The 16,281-nt window shown below is 71.7% G+C and carries 15 protein-coding genes; 10 read left to right on the forward strand and 5 right to left on the reverse strand.

Annotation, left to right across the window (positions count from 1 at the left end; genetic code table 11):
- Positions 1–10: 10 nt before the first annotated feature.
- A complete protein-coding gene (locus tag ACWC2B_RS31935) occupies positions 11–460 on the reverse strand; it encodes a hypothetical protein (protein WP_450722751.1) in 450 nt (149 codons plus the stop codon).
- Between the two features lie 390 nt (positions 461–850).
- Here ACWC2B_RS31935 and ACWC2B_RS31940 point away from each other — a divergent pair, with 390 nt between their 5' ends.
- Together ACWC2B_RS31940 and ACWC2B_RS31945 are read left to right on the forward strand one after the other, a co-directional pair.
- A complete protein-coding gene (locus tag ACWC2B_RS31940; RefSeq protein ID WP_450722753.1) occupies positions 851–2,605 on the forward strand; it encodes an acetyl/propionyl/methylcrotonyl-CoA carboxylase subunit alpha in 1,755 nt (584 codons plus the stop codon).
- A 155-nt stretch (positions 2,606–2,760) separates the two neighbouring features.
- A complete protein-coding gene (locus ACWC2B_RS31945; RefSeq protein WP_450722755.1) occupies positions 2,761–3,339 on the forward strand; it encodes a TetR/AcrR family transcriptional regulator in 579 nt (192 codons plus the stop codon).
- Positions 3,340–3,374: 35 nt separating this feature from the next.
- Here ACWC2B_RS31945 and ACWC2B_RS31950 read toward each other — a convergent pair whose 3' ends face one another.
- Positions 3,375–4,331 (reverse strand): DeoR/GlpR family DNA-binding transcription regulator, encoded by a 957-nt coding sequence (locus ACWC2B_RS31950; protein WP_450722757.1) that lies wholly within the window; start codon positions 4,329–4,331, stop codon positions 3,375–3,377.
- 154 nt (positions 4,332–4,485) lie between these two features.
- Positions 4,486–5,925: an NAD(P)H-quinone dehydrogenase gene (locus ACWC2B_RS31955; protein ID WP_450722759.1), complete on the reverse strand. Its 1,440-nt coding sequence runs from the start codon at positions 5,923–5,925 to the stop codon at positions 4,486–4,488.
- Positions 5,926–6,149: 224 nt separating this feature from the next.
- Between ACWC2B_RS31955 and ACWC2B_RS31960 the strand changes: the two genes are divergently transcribed.
- The 4 genes from ACWC2B_RS31960 (at position 6,150) to ACWC2B_RS31975 (ending at position 10,718) form a co-directional block, all read left to right on the forward strand.
- Complete coding sequence (locus ACWC2B_RS31960) at positions 6,150–6,587, forward strand: gamma-glutamylcyclotransferase (RefSeq protein WP_100575073.1); 438 nt, start codon at positions 6,150–6,152, stop codon at positions 6,585–6,587.
- 258 nt (positions 6,588–6,845) lie between these two features.
- Positions 6,846–7,667 (forward strand): purine-nucleoside phosphorylase, encoded by an 822-nt coding sequence (locus tag ACWC2B_RS31965; protein WP_053728284.1) that lies wholly within the window; start codon positions 6,846–6,848, stop codon positions 7,665–7,667.
- Positions 7,668–7,693: 26 nt separating this feature from the next.
- Positions 7,694–9,328, forward strand: a complete 1,635-nt coding sequence (locus ACWC2B_RS31970) for a phospho-sugar mutase (RefSeq protein WP_450722761.1) — start codon at positions 7,694–7,696, stop codon at positions 9,326–9,328.
- 166 nt (positions 9,329–9,494) lie between these two features.
- On the forward strand, positions 9,495–10,718 hold the full coding sequence (locus tag ACWC2B_RS31975) for a hypothetical protein (RefSeq protein WP_450722763.1): 1,224 nt from the start codon (positions 9,495–9,497) through the stop codon (positions 10,716–10,718).
- A gap of 35 nt (positions 10,719–10,753) precedes the next feature.
- Here the strand turns inward: ACWC2B_RS31975 and ACWC2B_RS31980 are convergent, their stop codons facing one another.
- Positions 10,754–11,389 carry a PH domain-containing protein gene (locus ACWC2B_RS31980; protein WP_450722765.1) on the reverse strand — a complete coding sequence of 212 codons (636 nt, stop codon included), beginning with the start codon at positions 11,387–11,389 and terminating at the stop codon, positions 10,754–10,756.
- A gap of 190 nt (positions 11,390–11,579) precedes the next feature.
- On the opposite strand from ACWC2B_RS31980, the gene deoC reads away from it, so the two are divergent.
- Genes deoC through ACWC2B_RS31995 form a run of 3 tightly spaced genes read left to right on the forward strand, consistent with a single transcriptional unit; the run spans position 11,580 to position 14,931 of the window.
- Positions 11,580–12,575: a deoxyribose-phosphate aldolase gene (gene deoC / locus ACWC2B_RS31985; RefSeq protein ID WP_450722778.1), complete on the forward strand. Its 996-nt coding sequence runs from the start codon at positions 11,580–11,582 to the stop codon at positions 12,573–12,575.
- A gap of 6 nt (positions 12,576–12,581) precedes the next feature.
- On the forward strand, positions 12,582–14,045 hold the full coding sequence (locus ACWC2B_RS31990) for an aldehyde dehydrogenase family protein (protein WP_450722767.1): 1,464 nt from the start codon (positions 12,582–12,584) through the stop codon (positions 14,043–14,045).
- A complete protein-coding gene (locus ACWC2B_RS31995) occupies positions 14,038–14,931 on the forward strand; it encodes an aldehyde dehydrogenase family protein (protein WP_450722769.1) in 894 nt (297 codons plus the stop codon). The genes ACWC2B_RS31990 and ACWC2B_RS31995 overlap by 8 nt, the downstream gene beginning before the upstream one ends.
- Positions 14,932–15,010: 79 nt before the next feature.
- On the opposite strand, the gene ACWC2B_RS32000 is transcribed toward ACWC2B_RS31995, so the two are convergent.
- Positions 15,011–15,424, reverse strand: coding sequence for a hypothetical protein (locus ACWC2B_RS32000; RefSeq protein WP_450722771.1), 414 nt, complete (start codon positions 15,422–15,424; stop codon positions 15,011–15,013).
- A gap of 65 nt (positions 15,425–15,489) precedes the next feature.
- On the opposite strand from ACWC2B_RS32000, the gene ACWC2B_RS32005 reads away from it, so the two are divergent.
- Positions 15,490–16,185, forward strand: a complete 696-nt coding sequence (locus tag ACWC2B_RS32005) for a uridine kinase (protein ID WP_450722773.1) — start codon at positions 15,490–15,492, stop codon at positions 16,183–16,185.
- Positions 16,186–16,281 lie beyond the last annotated feature (96 nt).

Here is a 16,281-nt window from a genome sequence, read left to right on the forward strand (position 1 = left end):
CGCCGGACGGTCAGGCCGCGGCCGGCGCGCCGCCGGCCGCCCCGCCGTCCTCGGGCTCGGGCTCGGGCCGTTCCTTCACGTACGCCAGGAGTACGTGGACGAGCAGCGCGAGCACGACCATCAGGTAACCGAAGGCGGGCCAGCCGACCAGGCCGACGGTGAGTGCGCCGAGCACCCCGTGCACCACCGCGCAGGCGATCAGCGTGATGCGGGCGACGCGGCCGGGCGCGCGGTCGCGGATGCCCATGAGCAACAGGACGATGCCGCAGACCGCGAGGAAGATCCCGAACAGCGCGCCCGCGACCCACGCCCCGGTGGATATCGCGTGCGGATCGATCCCGGCCATGGACATGTGCTGGCTGTCGGCGAGCTCGCCGAGCACCCAGTTGATGAGCACGACGGCGCAGGCCTCGGCGAAGAGAATGAGCGCGGCCACGATGGCGATCGGTCGGCGCAGCACGCGCGACACCCCCTGTTACCCCTAGTACGGACTAGGTTGCGCACGCTACTAACCGGTAATGCTTCGTACAAGGGTCCGGACAAGAACGGTGGCCGGCCCGGCTGAGCCGGATCGCCCACGCAGGGCCCGGGTCGCAAAGAATCATTCGGCCATTCGTAGGGACTCCACAAAGAATCCCGGCGACGTGCTGGCCCCCGAGACAGAGACCTTGGCCACACCAGGCCGCTACTGTGCGGTACGGGAGCCGGGCGTACCGTGGTGCGACAAGGGATTTCGCGACTTGAGCGTGCCTCGAATCACACTCCGTGTGGGCAAGCTCACCATTGGGGATGGGTCGTAAGCCAGTGTGCGGCTTCCCTAAACTCAGCTTGTTTCAAGGAGGGAGCCATCGTGCGCAAGGTGCTCATCGCCAATCGTGGCGAAATCGCTGTCCGTGTTGCCCGGGCCTGCCGGGATGCCGGGATCGCGAGCGTAGCCGTCTACGCCGATCCGGACCGGGATGCGCTGCATGTCCGGGCAGCGGACGAGGCGTTCGCCCTGGGCGGTGACACCCCGGCGGCCAGCTATCTGGACATCGCCAAGGTGCTCGCGGCCGCGGCCGACTCGGGAGCGGATGCCATCCACCCGGGCTACGGATTCCTTTCCGAGAACGCCGAGTTCGCCCAGGCGGTCCTGGATGCGGGGCTGACCTGGATCGGGCCGCCCCCGCAGGCCATCCGCGACCTGGGTGACAAGGTGGCGGCCCGTCACATCGCCCAGCGCGCCGGCGCCCCGCTGGTGGCCGGCACCCCCGACCCGGTCTCCGGGGCCGACGAGGTCGTCGAGTTCGCCCGGCAGCACGGCCTGCCCATCGCGATCAAGGCCGCCTTCGGCGGCGGCGGCCGCGGCCTGAAGGTCGCCCGCACGCTGGAAGAGGTCCCCGAGCTGTACGACTCCGCGGTGCGCGAGGCCGTCGCCGCGTTCGGCCGGGGCGAGTGCTTCGTGGAGCGCTACCTCGACAAGCCCCGCCATGTGGAGACGCAGTGCCTGGCCGACTCCCACGGCAATGTCGTGGTGGTCTCCACGCGTGACTGCTCGCTGCAGCGCCGCCACCAGAAGCTGGTCGAGGAGGCCCCCGCGCCGTTCCTCACCGAAGCGCAGAACGCGGAGCTGTACGCCGCCTCGAAGGCGATCCTGAAGGAGGCCGGCTACGTCGGCGCGGGCACGGTCGAGTTCCTGGTCGGTACCGACGGCACGATCTCCTTCCTGGAGGTCAACACCCGTCTCCAGGTCGAGCACCCGGTCACCGAGGAGGTCACCGGCATCGACCTGGTCCGCGAGATGTTCCGCATCGCCGACGGTGAGGAACTGGGCTATGGCGACCCGGCGGTGCGCGGGCACTCCTTCGAGTTCCGTATCAACGGCGAGGACCCGGGCCGCGGTTTCCTGCCCGCGCCGGGCACCGTGACGGTGTTCGCCCCGCCGACGGGTCCGGGGGTGCGCCTGGATGCGGGCGTGGAGTCCGGCAGCGTGATCGGCCCGGCCTGGGACTCGCTCCTCGCCAAGCTGATCGTGACCGGTGCGACGCGTGAGCAGGCCCTGCAGCGGGCCGCGCGCGCCCTGGCCGAGTTCAACGTCGAGGGCATGGCCACCGCGATCCCCTTCCACCGCGCGGTCGTCACCGACCCGGCGTTCACGGCCGACCCGTTCCAGATCCACACCCGGTGGATCGAGACCGAGTTCGTCAACACCATCCCCGCGTTCACGGCTCCGGCCGATACGGAGGCGGAGGAGGAGCCGGGCCGCGAGACGGTCGTCGTCGAGGTCGGCGGCAAGCGCCTGGAGGTCTCGCTGCCCTCGTCGCTGGGCATGACCCTGGCCCGCACCGCGGCCGCGGGTGGCGCCAAGCCCAAGCGCCGTGCGGCGAAGAAGGCGGGCTCCGCCGCCTCCGGCGACACCCTCGCCTCCCCCATGCAGGGCACGATCGTCAAGGTCGCGGTCGAGGAGGGCCAGGAGGTCAAGGAGGGCGACCTCGTCGTGGTCCTGGAGGCCATGAAGATGGAACAGCCGCTCAACGCGCACCGCTCCGGCACGATCAAGGGCCTCTCCGCGGAGGTCGGCGCCTCCGTCTCCTCCGGCGCCATGATCTGCGAGATCAAGGACTGATCCGAGGCGCTTGGCGCGCAGCGAGCTGAGAGAGCCCCGGCCGCCGTTTCGGCCGGGGCTCTTGCCTGTTCCGGGGCTGGGGCGGAGCCCCGGCGCACCCGGCCGGGCCCTCGACTCCCGCCACCCCCGGAGGGCCCGGGTGGCATGCTGGGCCCATGGATGGGAAAACGGGGGCAGGGACCCGGCCGCTGCGGGCGGACGCGCGGCGCAATCACGACCGACTGCTCGCCGTCGCCCGCACGGCCTTCGCGGAGCACGGCACGGACACCTCCCTGGAGGACGTGGCCCGCAGGGCAGGTGTGGGCATCGGGACGCTGTACCGCCACTTCCCCACCCGGCACGCCCTGCTCAGCGCGGTGTTCCAGCGCGAGGTGGACGTACTCCTCGACCGTTCAAGGGAGTTGCTGCACTCCGAGCAGCCCTGCACCGCGCTCATCGAGTGGCTGCGCGCCATCATCACGCACGCCGGGGTGTACCGGGGCCTGGCCCGCGCCCTCATGTCGGCCTCGGGTGACGCGAGTTCGGCCCTGGCCAGGTGCAGCGAGCCGATGCGTGAGGCGGGCGACGCCCTGCTCATACGGGCCCGGGAAGCCGGATCCGTACGAGCCGACGTCACCATCGCCGACCTCATGCAGCTGACCAACGCCATCGCGCTGGCGGCCGAACAGTCCCCGGACGACCCGGAGTTGGCCGATCGGCTGCTGAGCCTGACCTACCGGGGTCTCAAGGGCTGAGAGCCTGTGTCGCGCCCCAGATCCGTCGGGCAGGCCTAACGCCGCCGCAGATCCGCGACCCGCGCCCGCTCGCCCGGCCCCTGCGGCTCCCCCATCGACGCCGCGCTGCGCAACTGCGGGCCCGCGCCCGGGCCGTGGCTGCGGCGCTGGCCGGGGAGGGGCATGTCACGGCGCGGGGGGCGGCCCGGGGTGTTGTCGCCGGCCGCGCCCGAAGGGCCGGCCACGGCGATCTGCACCCCCTGGTCGGCGAGGGCCTGCAACTCGGTGACGGCGCGGTCGTCGTGGCCCGGCGGCTCGTCGGTGACCAGGCGGGTGATCACGTCGGTCGGCACCGTCTGGAACATGGTGTCGGTGCCGAGTTTGGTGTGGTCGGCGAGGACCACGACCTCGGCCGCCGCCTGCACCAGCGCGCGGTCCACGCTCGCGGAGAGCATGTTCGAGGTGGACAGGCCGCGTTCGGCCGTGAGGCCGCTTCCCGACAGGAAGGCGCGCGATACCCGTAGGCCCTGGAGCGACTGCTCGGCGCCACTGCCCACCAGGGCGTAGTTGGAGCCGCGCAGGGTGCCCCCGGTCATGACGACTTCGACCCGGTTGGCGTGCGCCAACGCCTGTGCCACCAAAAGGGAGTTGGTGACGACGGTCAGACCGGGGACCCGCGCGAGCCGGCGGGCCAGCTCCTGCGTGGTCGTCCCCGCGCCGACCACAATGGCCTCGCCCTCTTCGACGAGACTGGCGGCGAGGTCGGCGATGGCCGTCTTCTCCGCGGTCGCTAGATGGGATTTCTGCGGGAAGCCGGATTCGCGGGTGAACCCGCCCGGCAGCACCGCACCGCCGTGCCGGCGGTCGAGGAGTCCTTCTGCCTCCAGCGCCCGCACGTCCCGCCGTACGGTCACTTCGGAGGTCTGGACGACACGGGCGAGCTCACGGAGCGATACCGCCCCGTTGGCGCGCACCATTTCGAGGATCAATTGGCGACGTTCTGCAGCGAACACGAAACTGACAGTAACCTGGGCGGCCGAATATTCTCAGCAGTTTGCGCCGAATAACAGAAGGTGCACCCAAAGGGGGTCACCAAGTGGTATATGCCCGCCGGGCGCCTCCACGGCCCCGGCCACCACCCGGCAACCCCCTGTCCCACCAGGGGAGTTACGCCTCTCCGGCCTTCTTCCGGGTGTGCAACTGCCGGGCCACTTCGGCGATCGAGCCCGACAGCGACGGGTACACAGTGAACGCGTTCGCGATCTGTTCCACCGTCAGATTGTTGTCGACCGCGATCGAGATCGGATGGATCAGTTCACTCGCGCGCGGAGCCACGACACAGCCGCCCACGATGATGCCGGTGCCCGGCCGGCAGAAGATCTTGACGAAGCCGTCCCGGATGCCCTGCATCTTGGCGCGCGGGTTGCGCAGGAGCGGCAGCTTCACGACCCGGGCCTCGATCTTGCCCGCGTCCACATCGGCCTGGGTGTAGCCGACGGTGGCGATCTCCGGGTCGGTGAAGACGTTGGAGGAGACCGTCTTCAGGTTCAGCGGGGCCACCGCGTCGCCCAGGAAGTGGTACATCGCGATCCTGCCCTGCATCGCGGCGACCGAGGCCAGCGCGAAGATGCCGGTCACGTCGCCGGCCGCGTACACACCGGGGGCGGAGGTGCGCGAGACCTTGTCGGTCCAGATGTGGCCGGACTCCTTCAGGCGTACGCCCGACTCCTCCAGGCCCATGTTCGCGGTGTTCGGGATCGCGCCGACGGCCATCAGGCAGTGGGAGCCGCTGATGACACGGCCGTCGGAGAGGGTGACCTCGACGCGGTCGCCGACGCGCTTGGCGGACTCGGCGCGCGAGCGGGCCATGACGTTCATGCCGCGGCGGCGGAACACGTCCTCCAGGACGGCGGCCGCGTCCGGGTCCTCGCCGGGCAGCACCCGGTCGCGCGACGAGACGAGGGTGACCTTGGAGCCCAGTGCCTGGTACGCGCCGGCGAACTCGGCGCCGGTGACACCGGATCCGACCACGATGAGCTCCTCGGGGAGCTCGTCCAGGTCGTAGACCTGCGTCCAGTTGAGGATCCGCTCGCCGTCGGGCTGCGCGTCGGGCAGCTCGCGCGGGCTGCCGCCGGTGGCGATCAGGACGGCCTCGGCGGTGAGCATCTCCTCGGTGCCGTCGGCGGCCGTGACGATGACGTCACGCGTGCCGTCGATGCCCTGCGGCCCGGCGAGCCGGCCCCGGCCGCGCAGGACGCGGGCGCCCGCGCGCGTCACCGAGGCGGTGATGTCGTGGGACTGGGCGAGCGCGAGGCGCTTGACGCGTCGGTTGACCTTGCCGAGGTCCACGCCCACCACCCGGGCGGACTGCTCCTCGGGCGGCGTGTCGTCGGCGACGAGGATGCCCAACTCCTCGTACGAAGAGTCGAAGGTGGTCATCACCTCGGCCGTCGCGATCAGGGTCTTCGACGGCACGCAGTCGGTAAGGACCGACGCCCCGCCCAGACCGTCGCAGTCCACGACGGTCACCTCCGCACCGAGCTGGGCGCCCACCAGGGCCGCCTCGTATCCGCCCGGTCCGCCACCGATGATCACGATCCGCGTCACGAAAAAGTCCGCCTCGTAGTGTCGATCCCGGCCTGCCTGCCCGCCCGGCCGGGGGTCCGGGGCGGGGCCCCGGGGGAACGCAGTACGTACCTCATTGTCCCGCACGCTTCAAGTGTCCTCGCCCCGGGGGCGCCATTCGGCCGCCGTGGCGGGATCCGACGGGGCCCGGACGCGGGCGGGCCGCGCGAAGTGCCCCCGCGGGCCACTGTCGTACCCTCGTCACCATGTCGCTCTACGCCGCGTACGCCGGCAACCTGGATCCGCGGCTGATGACCCGCCGCGCCCCGCACTCCCCGCTGCGCGGCACCGGCTGGCTCAACGGCTGGCGCCTGACGTTCGGCGGGGAGCAGATGGGCTGGGAGGGCGCCCTCGCGACGATCGTCGAGGCACCCCGCTCGCAGGTCTTCGTCGCCCTGTACGACATCGCGCCGCTCGACGAGGAGTCGATGGACCGGTGGGAGGGGGTCGGGCTCGACATCTACCGCCGGATGCGGGTGCGGGTGCACACGCTGGACGGCGAGGAGGCGGCCTGGCTGTACGTCCTGAACGGGTACGAGGGCGGTCTGCCCTCGGCGCGGTACCTGGGCGAGCTGGCCGACGCGGCCGAGTCCGCGGGCGCGCCGCACGACTATGTGATGGAACTCCGCAAGCGGCCCTGCTGAGGCCGGCCCGAAGCCCGGCTCCCCTTGAGAAAGCAAGGTCAGGGCCGGGCTTCGCCCTGTGTCGGCGCGGCCGCCGGGCGCCGCTTTCGTGCGAAGCCACAAAGGGATCGGGCAGGTCCGTTATCCTGCACATCTACGCGCGTAGGACTTCAGCGGTTACGCTCGTGCGCGTAATTCTTCTTTACCGGGGGAAAACCCCCGGACCCGGCCGGACAGTCACCGGGCGGGACGACGTTCCTTCGCGAGGCGAGAGACTCAGTGAACGCATCTGCCACCCCGGACCTGCTCCAGGACCCCCACGCCGCCGCCGACGCCGCCGCCGCGCGTCTGCGCGAGCTCACCGGCGCCGAGACCCACGACGTCGCCCTGGTGATGGGCTCCGGCTGGGCGCCGGCCGTCGACGCCCTCGGCGCCCCCGAGGCCGAGTTCCCCGTGACCGAGCTGCCGGGCTTCCCGCCGCCGGCCGTCGAGGGACACGGCGGCAAGATCCGCTCGTACAAGATCGGTGACAAGCGCGCGCTGGTCTTCCTCGGCCGCACGCACTTCTACGAGGGCCGCGGCGTCGCCGCCGTCTCGCACGGCGTGCGCACCGCCGTCGCCGCCGGCTGCAAGACCGTCGTGCTGACCAACGGCTGCGGCGGCCTGCGCGAGGGCATGCGCCCCGGCCAGCCGGTCCTCATCAGCGACCACCTCAACCTGACGGCCACCTCGCCGATCATCGGCGCCAACTTCGTGGACCTCACCGACCTGTACTCGCCGCGCCTTCGCGCACTGTGCAAGGAGGTCGACGAGACCCTGGAAGAGGGCGTCTACGTCCAGTTCCCCGGCCCGCACTACGAGACCCCGGCCGAGATCAACATGGTGCGCGTGCTCGGCGGCGACCTCGTCGGCATGTCGACCGTCCTCGAAGCCATCGCCGCCCGCGAGGCCGGCGCCGAGGTCCTCGGGATCTCGCTCGTCACCAACCTCGCCGCCGGCCTGACCGGTGAGCCGCTCAACCACGAAGAGGTGCTCCAGGCGGGCCGCGACTCGGCGGCGCGCATGGGCGAGCTGCTCACCCGGGTACTCGACCGCATCTGATCCCCTTTTCGCGAAAGGCTGACATCGTGACGCAGGACCTGATCGCGCGGGCCCAGGCCTGGCTGGCCGAGGACCCCGACAGCGAGACGCGCGATGAGCTCGCCAAGCTCATCGACAGCGCTGACGTCGAGGAATTGGCCGCGAGGTTCAGCGGCACGCTGCAGTTCGGCACGGCCGGGCTGCGCGGCGAGCTGGGCGCCGGGCCGATGCGGATGAACCGCTCGGTCGTCATCCGGGCCGCCGCCGGGCTCGCCGCGTACCTGAAGGCGAAGGGCCAGGGCGAAGGGCTCGTCGTCATCGGCTACGACGCCCGCTACAAGTCCGCGGACTTCGCGCGGGACACGGCGGCCGTCATGGTCGGTGCGGGGCTGAGGGCGACCGTCCTGCCCCGGCCGCTGCCGACGCCGGTACTCGCCTACGCCATAAGGCACTTGGGCGCCGTGGCCGGCGTCGAGGTGACGGCCAGTCACAACCCGCCGCGGGACAACGGCTACAAGGTGTACCTCGGCGACGGCTCGCAGATCGTGCCGCCCGCGGACGCGGAGATCGCCGCCGAGATCGACGCGGTACGCAGCCTGAACGACGTGCCCCGCCCCGAGAGCGGCTGGGAGGTGCTCGGGGACGAGGTCCTGGACGCCTATCTGGCGCGTACGGACGCGGTGCTGACCCCCGGGTCGCCGCGCACCGCGAACGTCGTCTACACGGCGATGCACGGCGTCGGCAAGGACGTGCTGCTCGCCGCGTTCGCGCGGGCCGGGTTCCCCGAGCCGGTGCTCGTGGCCGAACAGGCCGAGCCCGACCCGGCGTTCCCCACCGTCGCCTTCCCCAACCCGGAGGAGCCGGGCGCGATGGACCTCGCGTTCGCCACGGCCCGCCGCGCGAACCCCGACATCGTGATCGCCAACGACCCGGACGCCGACCGCTGCGCGGCCGCGGTCAAGGACCGGGACGGCGAGTGGCGGATGCTGCGCGGCGACGAGGTCGGCGCGCTGCTCGCCGCCCATCTGGTCTCCAAGGGCGTCTCCGGTGTGTTCGCCGAGTCGATCGTGTCGTCCTCGCTGCTCGGCCGCATCGCCGAGGCCGCGGGGCTCGGGTACGAGGAGACGCTCACCGGGTTCAAGTGGATCGCCCGCGTGGACGGTCTGCGCTACGGCTACGAGGAGGCGCTCGGCTACTGCGTCGACCCCGAGGGCGTGCGCGACAAGGACGGCATCACGGCCGCCCTGCTGGTCGCCGAGCTCGCCTCCGTCCTGAAGGAGCAGGGCCGCACGGTCCTGGACCTGCTCGACGAACTGGCCCTGGCGCACGGCCTGCACGCCACCGACCAGCTGTCGGTGCGTGTGGAGGACCTCACCGTGATCTCGGACGCGATGGCGCGCCTGCGCGAGCAGCCGCCGACCGCGCTCGCGGGCCTGGCGGTGACGAAGGCCGAGGACCTCACCGAGGGCACCGAAGCCCTGCCCCCCACCGACGGCCTGCGCTACTACCTGGAGGGCGCCCGGGTGATCGTGCGCCCGAGCGGTACCGAGCCGAAGCTCAAGTGCTACCTGGAGGTCGTGGTCCCGGTCGGCTCCGCCGACGAGCTTGACGCGGCCCGCGCCAAGGGTGCCGAGCTGCTCGCCGGCATCAAGAAGGACCTCGCGGCGGCCGCCGGCATCTGACGGACGGCACGCGACGGAGTGGGGCGATGGTCAATCGACCACCGCCCCACTCCCGCTTTCGGGTGATTTCGTACGGCAGTTGACGCAGCGGTGCGGCACGCGGGCGGGACTTGCGAGAAAGGGTGGCCCGTACCTCTCGCCGTGCCCGAGCCAAGGAGCTGTCGCAGTGACTCCGAGCGCGCCGCCCCCAGCGAGGACCACGGTCCGTCGCCGTCCCGTCCCCGCCGCCCGTCGGCGCCCGGTCCCGCACGGCACGGCCGCCCGGCCCCCGGCCGGGGAGCGGGCGCGCACCGCCCTCGGACACGCCGGGCCCGCGCTGCTCGGCTATCTCGCGGTCCGCCTCTTCGGGATGCTCGTCCTCGCGAAGTGGGCGCATGTGCGCCACCACGGGATCTGGCCGACGCTCGCCACCTCCTGGGACTCCAACTGGTACCTCGGTATCGCGGACCACGGCTACGTCCACTCGCTGCACACCGAGCAGCTGAACAACCTGGCCTTCTTCCCGCTGTACCCGTGCCTGGTGAAGGCGGTCGCGGCCGCCACGCCGGGTTCGCGGGCCAGCGTCGGGCTGCTGCTCGCGACCGGGTTCTCGCTGGTCGCCGCGTGCGGGGTGTTCGCGGTGGGCGACCGCCTGCACGGCCGCCGCGCGGGCACCCTGCTCACGGTGCTGTGGGCGGCGCTGCCGGTGGGGGTGGTCCAGTGGATGGGTTACACCGAGTCCCTGTTCACCGCGCTCACGGCGTGGGCGCTGTACTGCGTGCTGACCCGGCGCTGGGTCTGGGCGGGCTCGCTCGCGGCCCTCGCGGGCCTGACCCGCCCCACCGGCATCGCGATCGCGGCCGCGGTCTCGCTGGCCGCCCTCGTGGCCCTCGTACGCACCCGGAGACTCGACCGGCGCCTGCTGCTCGGCGCTCTGCTCGCGCCGGTCGGCTGGTGCGGCTACGTGGCGTGGGTGGGGCTGCGGCTCGGCCGCTGGGACGGCTACTTCGCGGTGCAGAAGCTCTGGGAGAACGAGTGGGACGGCGGCATCGGCACCCTGCGCGACATCCGCTCCATCCTCGTGTACGCGAACCGGCCGCCGCTGTTCCTGGTCCTGGTCACGCTGGTCCTGATCCTGTCCGGCGCGCTGTATCTGCTCTCGCTCGCCGACCGCCAGCCGCTGGTCCTGCTGGCCTTCACCGGGGTGCTGCTCCTGGTCGTCCTCGGCAGCGGCGGCGTCTACTTCCCGCGGGCCCGCTTCCTGGTCCCCGGGTTCCCGCTGCTGCTGCCGGTCGCGCTCGCGCTGGAGCGGGCCCGCCGCACGGTGATCGTCCTGGTGCTGGGCGCCGCCACCTTGTCTTCGGCGTGGCTCGGCGCGTACATGCTCCTGGTGTGGCCGGGCCCCCCGTGACGGGCCTCAAGCCTCCGGGCCCGCCGTGAGCGGGGTCAGCCGATGGCGAGCAGGACCACGAACAGGACGGCCCCGGCGACCGCGGGCGCGATGACCTCGTACGCCCAGCGGACAGTCACCGCACCCTGAGCGCTCTCCCGCGCGCCGCCCTGCTCGGCGAGTTCGCGCAGGTCCCGGATGGACTGGTCGGCGGGCGCCATGCGCGCCTTGGCGTCGGTGACGTCGGCGGTCACCGAGACGCCGACCTGCCCGTCGACCGTCGCGTCCCGCACCTGACGGCGGGCGGCCCGCTTGCGCTGGCGCAGCGAGACGGGGATCGCCCACAGCTGGTACTTGCCGCCCGACTGGTCGAACACCTCGCTGGAGTACCCGGCCCGTACGTCCGCCACGGACCCCCAGGGCAGCGTGATCGTGCGGAACGGATTGCGCACCAGGAGCCGGTCGGCGGAGGCGAACACCGCGGGGCGGAAGCTGAAGGCGACGATGAGCGGCACCGCGCACAGCAGCACGGCGAGCGCCAGCCAGGGGGCGTTGCCGTGGCCCTGGACCACGGCGTCGACGCCGAGCCAGATGCCGATCGCAAGCAGCAGCGCGCCGCCGGCGATACCGGCGGATGAGCGGTAGGTCCGGTCGGCGTAGGCCGGCTCGGCGGGCGGCGTGGGGCTCGTCATGGCCCGATTCTGCCTCACGGCCTCCCGGCCGGTTCAGCTCAGGCCACCAGATCCGCGTACAGGACGAGGAGCGGGCCTGAACGAGCAGTCGGCTCCGCGTCCTGAGTGCGTGACAGAGCTCACCCCCGGCCACCTTCACCGCGAGGGCTGTACAGGCAGCTACGCGCGTAGATATGCTCATCTGGTGACCATGCCCACCAATGCACCCTCCCCCGAGCTCTCGGCTTCGCTCGAACAGGGAGGTACCCCCACTGCCTTCGCCGACGCGACCGCGTCCGACGGCGCGCTGCGCCGCTTCCTCCACGGGCTCCCCGGCATCGACCCGGTGGGCCTGGAAGCGCGCGCCGCGTCCCTCGGCACCCGTTCGATCAAGACCTCGGCCAAGGCGTACGCCATCGACCTGGCCATTTCGATGATCGACCTGACGACGCTGGAAGGCGCGGACACCCCGGGCAAGGTCCGGGCGCTCGCCGCCAAGGCCGTCCACCCCGATCCGACCGACCGCACCACCCCGCGCACCGCCGCCGTCTGCGTCTACCCGGACATGGTGGCGACCGCCAAGGAGGTGCTGAAGGGCTCGGACGTCAAGGTCGCGTCCGTCGCCACCGCCTTCCCGGCGGGCCGCGCGGCGCTGCCGGTCAAGCTCGCGGACGTACGGGACGCGGTCGCGGCCGGCGCCGACGAGATCGACATGGTGATCGACCGGGGCGCGTTCCTGGCCGGCCACTACCTCAAGGTGTACGAGGAGATCGCGGCCGTCCGCGCCGAGTGCGGCGACAAGGCCCGCCTCAAGGTCATCTTCGAGACCGGCGAACTGTCGACGTACGACAACATCCGCCGCGCCAGCTGGCTCGGCATGATGGCCGGCGCCGACTTCATCAAGACGTCGACGGGCAAGGTGGCCGTGAACGCCACGCCGCCCAACACCCTGGTGCTGCTCGAAGCCGTACGCGACTTCCGCGCCCAGACCGGGATCCAGATCGGCGTGAAGCCGGCCGGCGGCATCCGCAACACCAAGGAAGCCATCAAGTTCCTGGTCCTGGTCAACGAGACCGTGGGCGAGGACTGGCTGGACAACCACTGGTTCCGCTTCGGCGCCTCCTCGCTGCTCAACGACCTGCTGATGCAGCGTCAGAAGCTGGCGACCGGCCGCTACTCCGGCCCCGACTACGTGACGGTGGACTGATCACCCATGGCAAACGCATTTGAGTACGCCCCGGCGCCGGAATCCCGTTCCGTCGTCGACATCGCCCCCTCCTACGGCCTGTTCATCGACGGCGAGTTCACCGAGGCCGCCGACGGCAAGGTCTTCAAGACCGTCTCGCCGTCCACCGAGGAGGTCCTGTCCGAGGTCGCCCGGGCGGGCACCGAGGACGTGGACCGCGCCGTGCAGGCCGCGCGCAGGGCGTTCGTGAAGTGGTCGGCGCTGCCCGGCTCCGAGCGCGCCAAGTACCTGTTCCGCATCGCCCGGATCATCCAGGAGCGCAGCCGCGAGCTGGCCGTCCTGGAGACCCTGGACAACGGAAAGCCCATCAAGGAGACGAGGGACGCCGACCTCCCCCTCGTAGCGGCGCACTTCTTCTACTACGCGGGCTGGGCCGACAAGCTCGACCACGCCGGGTTCGGCCGGAGGACGACAGACGGGCACAGCGGCGCCAACCCGCGCCCGCTGGGTGTCGCGGGCCAGGTCATCCCGTGGAACTTCCCGCTCCTGATGCTGGCGTGGAAGATCGCCCCGGCGCTGGCGACCGGCAACACGGTCGTCCTCAAGCCCGCCGAGACGACCCCCCTCTCCGCCCTGTTCTTCGCGGACATCTGCCGCCAGGCCGGCCTGCCCAAGGGCGTCGTCAACATCCTCACCGGGTACGGCGACGCGGGCGCGGCCCTGGTCGAGCACCCGGACGTGAACAAGGTCGCCTTCACCGGCTCGACCGCCGTCGGCAAGGCGATCGCCCGCTCGGTCGCCGGTACGTCGAAGAAGGTCACCCTGGAGCTCGGCGGCAAGGGCGCCAACATCGTCTTCGACGACGCCCCCATCGACCAGGCCGTCGAGGGCATCGTCACCGGCATCTTCTTCAACCAGGGCCAGGTCTGCTGCGCGGGCTCGCGCCTGCTCGTCCAGGAGTCGATCCAGGACGAGCTGCTCGACTCCCTCAAGCGCCGCCTGTCCACGCTGCGCCTGGGCGACCCGCTGGACAAGAACACCGACATCGGCGCCATCAACTCGGCCGAGCAGCTGGCCCGTATCACCGCGCTCACCGAGACCGGTGAGTCGGAGGGCGCCGAGCGCTGGACCGCGCCGTGCGAACTGCCCTCGGCGGGCTACTGGTTCGCGCCGACGCTGTTCACGAACGTCACCCAGGCGCACACCATCGCCCGCGACGAGATCTTCGGCCCGGTCCTGTCGGTGCTGAGCTTCCGCACCCCGGACGAGGCCGTCGCCAAGGCCAACAACAGCCAGTACGGCCTCTCCGCCGGCATCTGGACGGAGAAGGGCTCGCGCATCCTGGCGGTCGCGAACAAGCTCCGCGCCGGCGTCGTCTGGGCCAACACGTTCAACAAGTTCGACCCGACCTCGCCGTTCGGCGGCTACAAGGAGTCGGGCTTCGGCCGCGAGGGCGGCCGGCACGGTCTGGAGGGCTACCTCGATGTCTGATTCCCCGGCACGACTGAGTGTCTTCAAGACCTACAAGCTGTACGTGGGCGGGAAGTTCCCGCGTTCCGAGAGCGGCCGGGTGTACGAAGTGGTCGACAGCAAGGGCAAGTGGCTGGCCAACGCGCCCCTCTCCTCCCGCAAGGACGCGCGGGACGCGGTCGTCGCGGCCCGCAAGGCGTTCGGCGGCTGGGCGGGCGCGACCGCGTACAACCGGGGCCAGATCCTCTACCGCGTCGCCGAGATGCTGGAGGGCCGCAAGGACCAGTTCGTGCGCGAGGTCGCCGAGGCCGAAGGCCTGTCCAAGTCGAAGGCCGCCGCGGTCGTGGACGCGGCCATCGACCGCTGGGTCTGGTACGCGGGCTGGACCGACAAGATCGGCCAGGTCGTGGGCGGGGCGAACCCGGTCGCGGGCCCGTTCTTCAACCTCTCCACCCCCGAGCCGACCGGTGTCGTGACGGTCCTGGCCCCGCAGGACTCGTCCTTCCTGGGCCTGGTCTCGGTCATCGCACCCGTCATCGCGACGGGCAACACCGTGATCGTGATCGCCTCCGAGAAGGCGCCCCTGCCGGCGCTCTCGCTCGGCGAGGTGCTCGCCACCTCCGACCTGCCGGGCGGCGTGGTCAACGTCCTGTCCGGGAAGACGGCGGAGATCGCGGTGCCGCTGGCCGCGCACCAGGACGTCAACGCCATCGACCTGACGGGCGCCGGTGCCGAGCTGGCGCGCGACCTGGAGATCGCGGCGGCGGACAACCTCAAGCGCGTCGTGCGCCCCAAGGCCGTGGACTTCACCGCGGACCCGGGCACCGACCGCCTCACCGCGTTCCTGGAGACCAAGACGGTCTGGCACCCGACGGGCTCGCTGGGCGCGTCGGGCTCCGCGTACTGAGCCAACTCCCTTGAGGCCCCCGCCAGTTGAACTGGCGGGGGCCTCAGGCATGCCGACTCGCGGGCACGACCGCGCCAGCTCAGCCGGGCAGCAGCCCCGCGGCCCGGCCGGCGACGGGGAGGTCGTTGAGTGCGCCGCCGCTCGTCAGCGGGCTCGTCGCCATCGCCGTCGAGACGGGCTTGAAGTCGCCGACCTGGGTGCCGACGCCGTTGTTCAGCGGGTCGACCCCGGTGTTGGCCAGCGGGTCGAGCCGCAGCGTCTTCGCGGGCGCGATCGCGTAGCCGGTCGCACCGGTGACACCCTGCGCGGCCGCCGGGAGGTCGGGGGACATAAGGTTCTGGCCCACCGTGGAAGCCGGGGCCACGGGCGCGGCTTGCGCCGGCGAACCCGCTCCGGCCAGAGCCGCGCCGACCGCGGTGACGGTCAGCCCGGCCCTCAGCAGCGTCCTGTGGCGCAGGGCCCTGGCGGGTTCGTGGGCCTCGTGATGTCCCATGGATTCCACTCACTCTCGTACGGGAGACGCGTAATCACGCGATCACGAAGCGTAGTTGAGATGTGATGCTCGATACCAACGGCCTCCCCGAGGGGTACCACTCCCGGGTGCATGGCCCACACTGGTGTCCCGTGAGTTCATCTGCCATTCCGACGCGCGTCGTCCTGCTGTCGGGGCCCTCCGGCTCCGGCAAGTCGTCCCTCGCCGCCCGCACGGACCTGCCCGTGCTGCGCCTCGACGACTTCTACAAAGAAGGTGACGACCCGACCCTGCCGCTGGTGGCGGGCAGTGCGGACATCGACTGGGACTCCCCGCTGTCCTGGGACGCGGAAGCCGCGGTCCGCGCCATCACCGAGCTGTGCCGCACGGGACGTACCGCCGTGCCGGTCTACTCGATCGCGACGAGTTCCATCACCGGCACCACCGCGCTCGGCATCGACCGCACCCCGCTGTTCATCGCGGAAGGCATCTTCGCCGCCGACATCGTGGGCCGCTGCCAGGAGCTCGGGGTGCTCGCGGACGCGATCTGCCTGCGCGGCCGGCCCTCGACGACCTTCCGCCGCAGGCTGTTGCGCGACCTGAAGGAGGGCCGCAAGTCGGTGGCGTTCCTGCTGCGCCGCGGCTGGCGCCTGATGCGCGCCGAGCGCGCGATCGTCGCCCGCCAGACGGCGCTCGGCGCCCACCCCTGCGGCAAGGACGAGGCACTCGGCCGCATCGCGGGCGCGGCGGCCGGCCGCTGCCGCACCGCGGCCGCCGCGTAGCCGGACAGGCGCACACAATGAAGCGGCGGGGCCGACTGGCCCCGCCCCAAGCCCACAACGGAAGAGAGGGGGGGTGGGGGAAAGGTGGGGGGGACA

This window comes from Streptomyces sp. NPDC001415 (genome assembly GCF_053597395.1).

Bases quoted from the DNA above. Each gene is read 5' to 3' on its own strand.
- ACWC2B_RS31945 (WP_450722755.1), top strand. From the start codon at position 2,761: ATGGATGGGAAAACGGGGGCAGGGACCCGGCCGCTGCGGGCGGACGCG.
- ACWC2B_RS31960 (WP_100575073.1), top strand. From the start codon at position 6,150: ATGTCGCTCTACGCCGCGTACGCCGGCAACCTGGATCCGCGGCTGATG.
- ACWC2B_RS31980 (WP_450722765.1), bottom strand. From the start codon at position 11,389: ATGACGAGCCCCACGCCGCCCGCCGAGCCGGCCTACGCCGACCGGACC.
- deoC (WP_450722778.1), top strand. From the start codon at position 11,580: ATGCCCACCAATGCACCCTCCCCCGAGCTCTCGGCTTCGCTCGAACAG.
- ACWC2B_RS31990 (WP_450722767.1), top strand. From the start codon at position 12,582: ATGGCAAACGCATTTGAGTACGCCCCGGCGCCGGAATCCCGTTCCGTC.
- ACWC2B_RS31995 (WP_450722769.1), top strand. From the start codon at position 14,038: ATGTCTGATTCCCCGGCACGACTGAGTGTCTTCAAGACCTACAAGCTG.
- ACWC2B_RS32000 (WP_450722771.1), bottom strand. From the start codon at position 15,424: ATGGGACATCACGAGGCCCACGAACCCGCCAGGGCCCTGCGCCACAGG.
- ACWC2B_RS32005 (WP_450722773.1), top strand. From the start codon at position 15,490: ATGCTCGATACCAACGGCCTCCCCGAGGGGTACCACTCCCGGGTGCAT.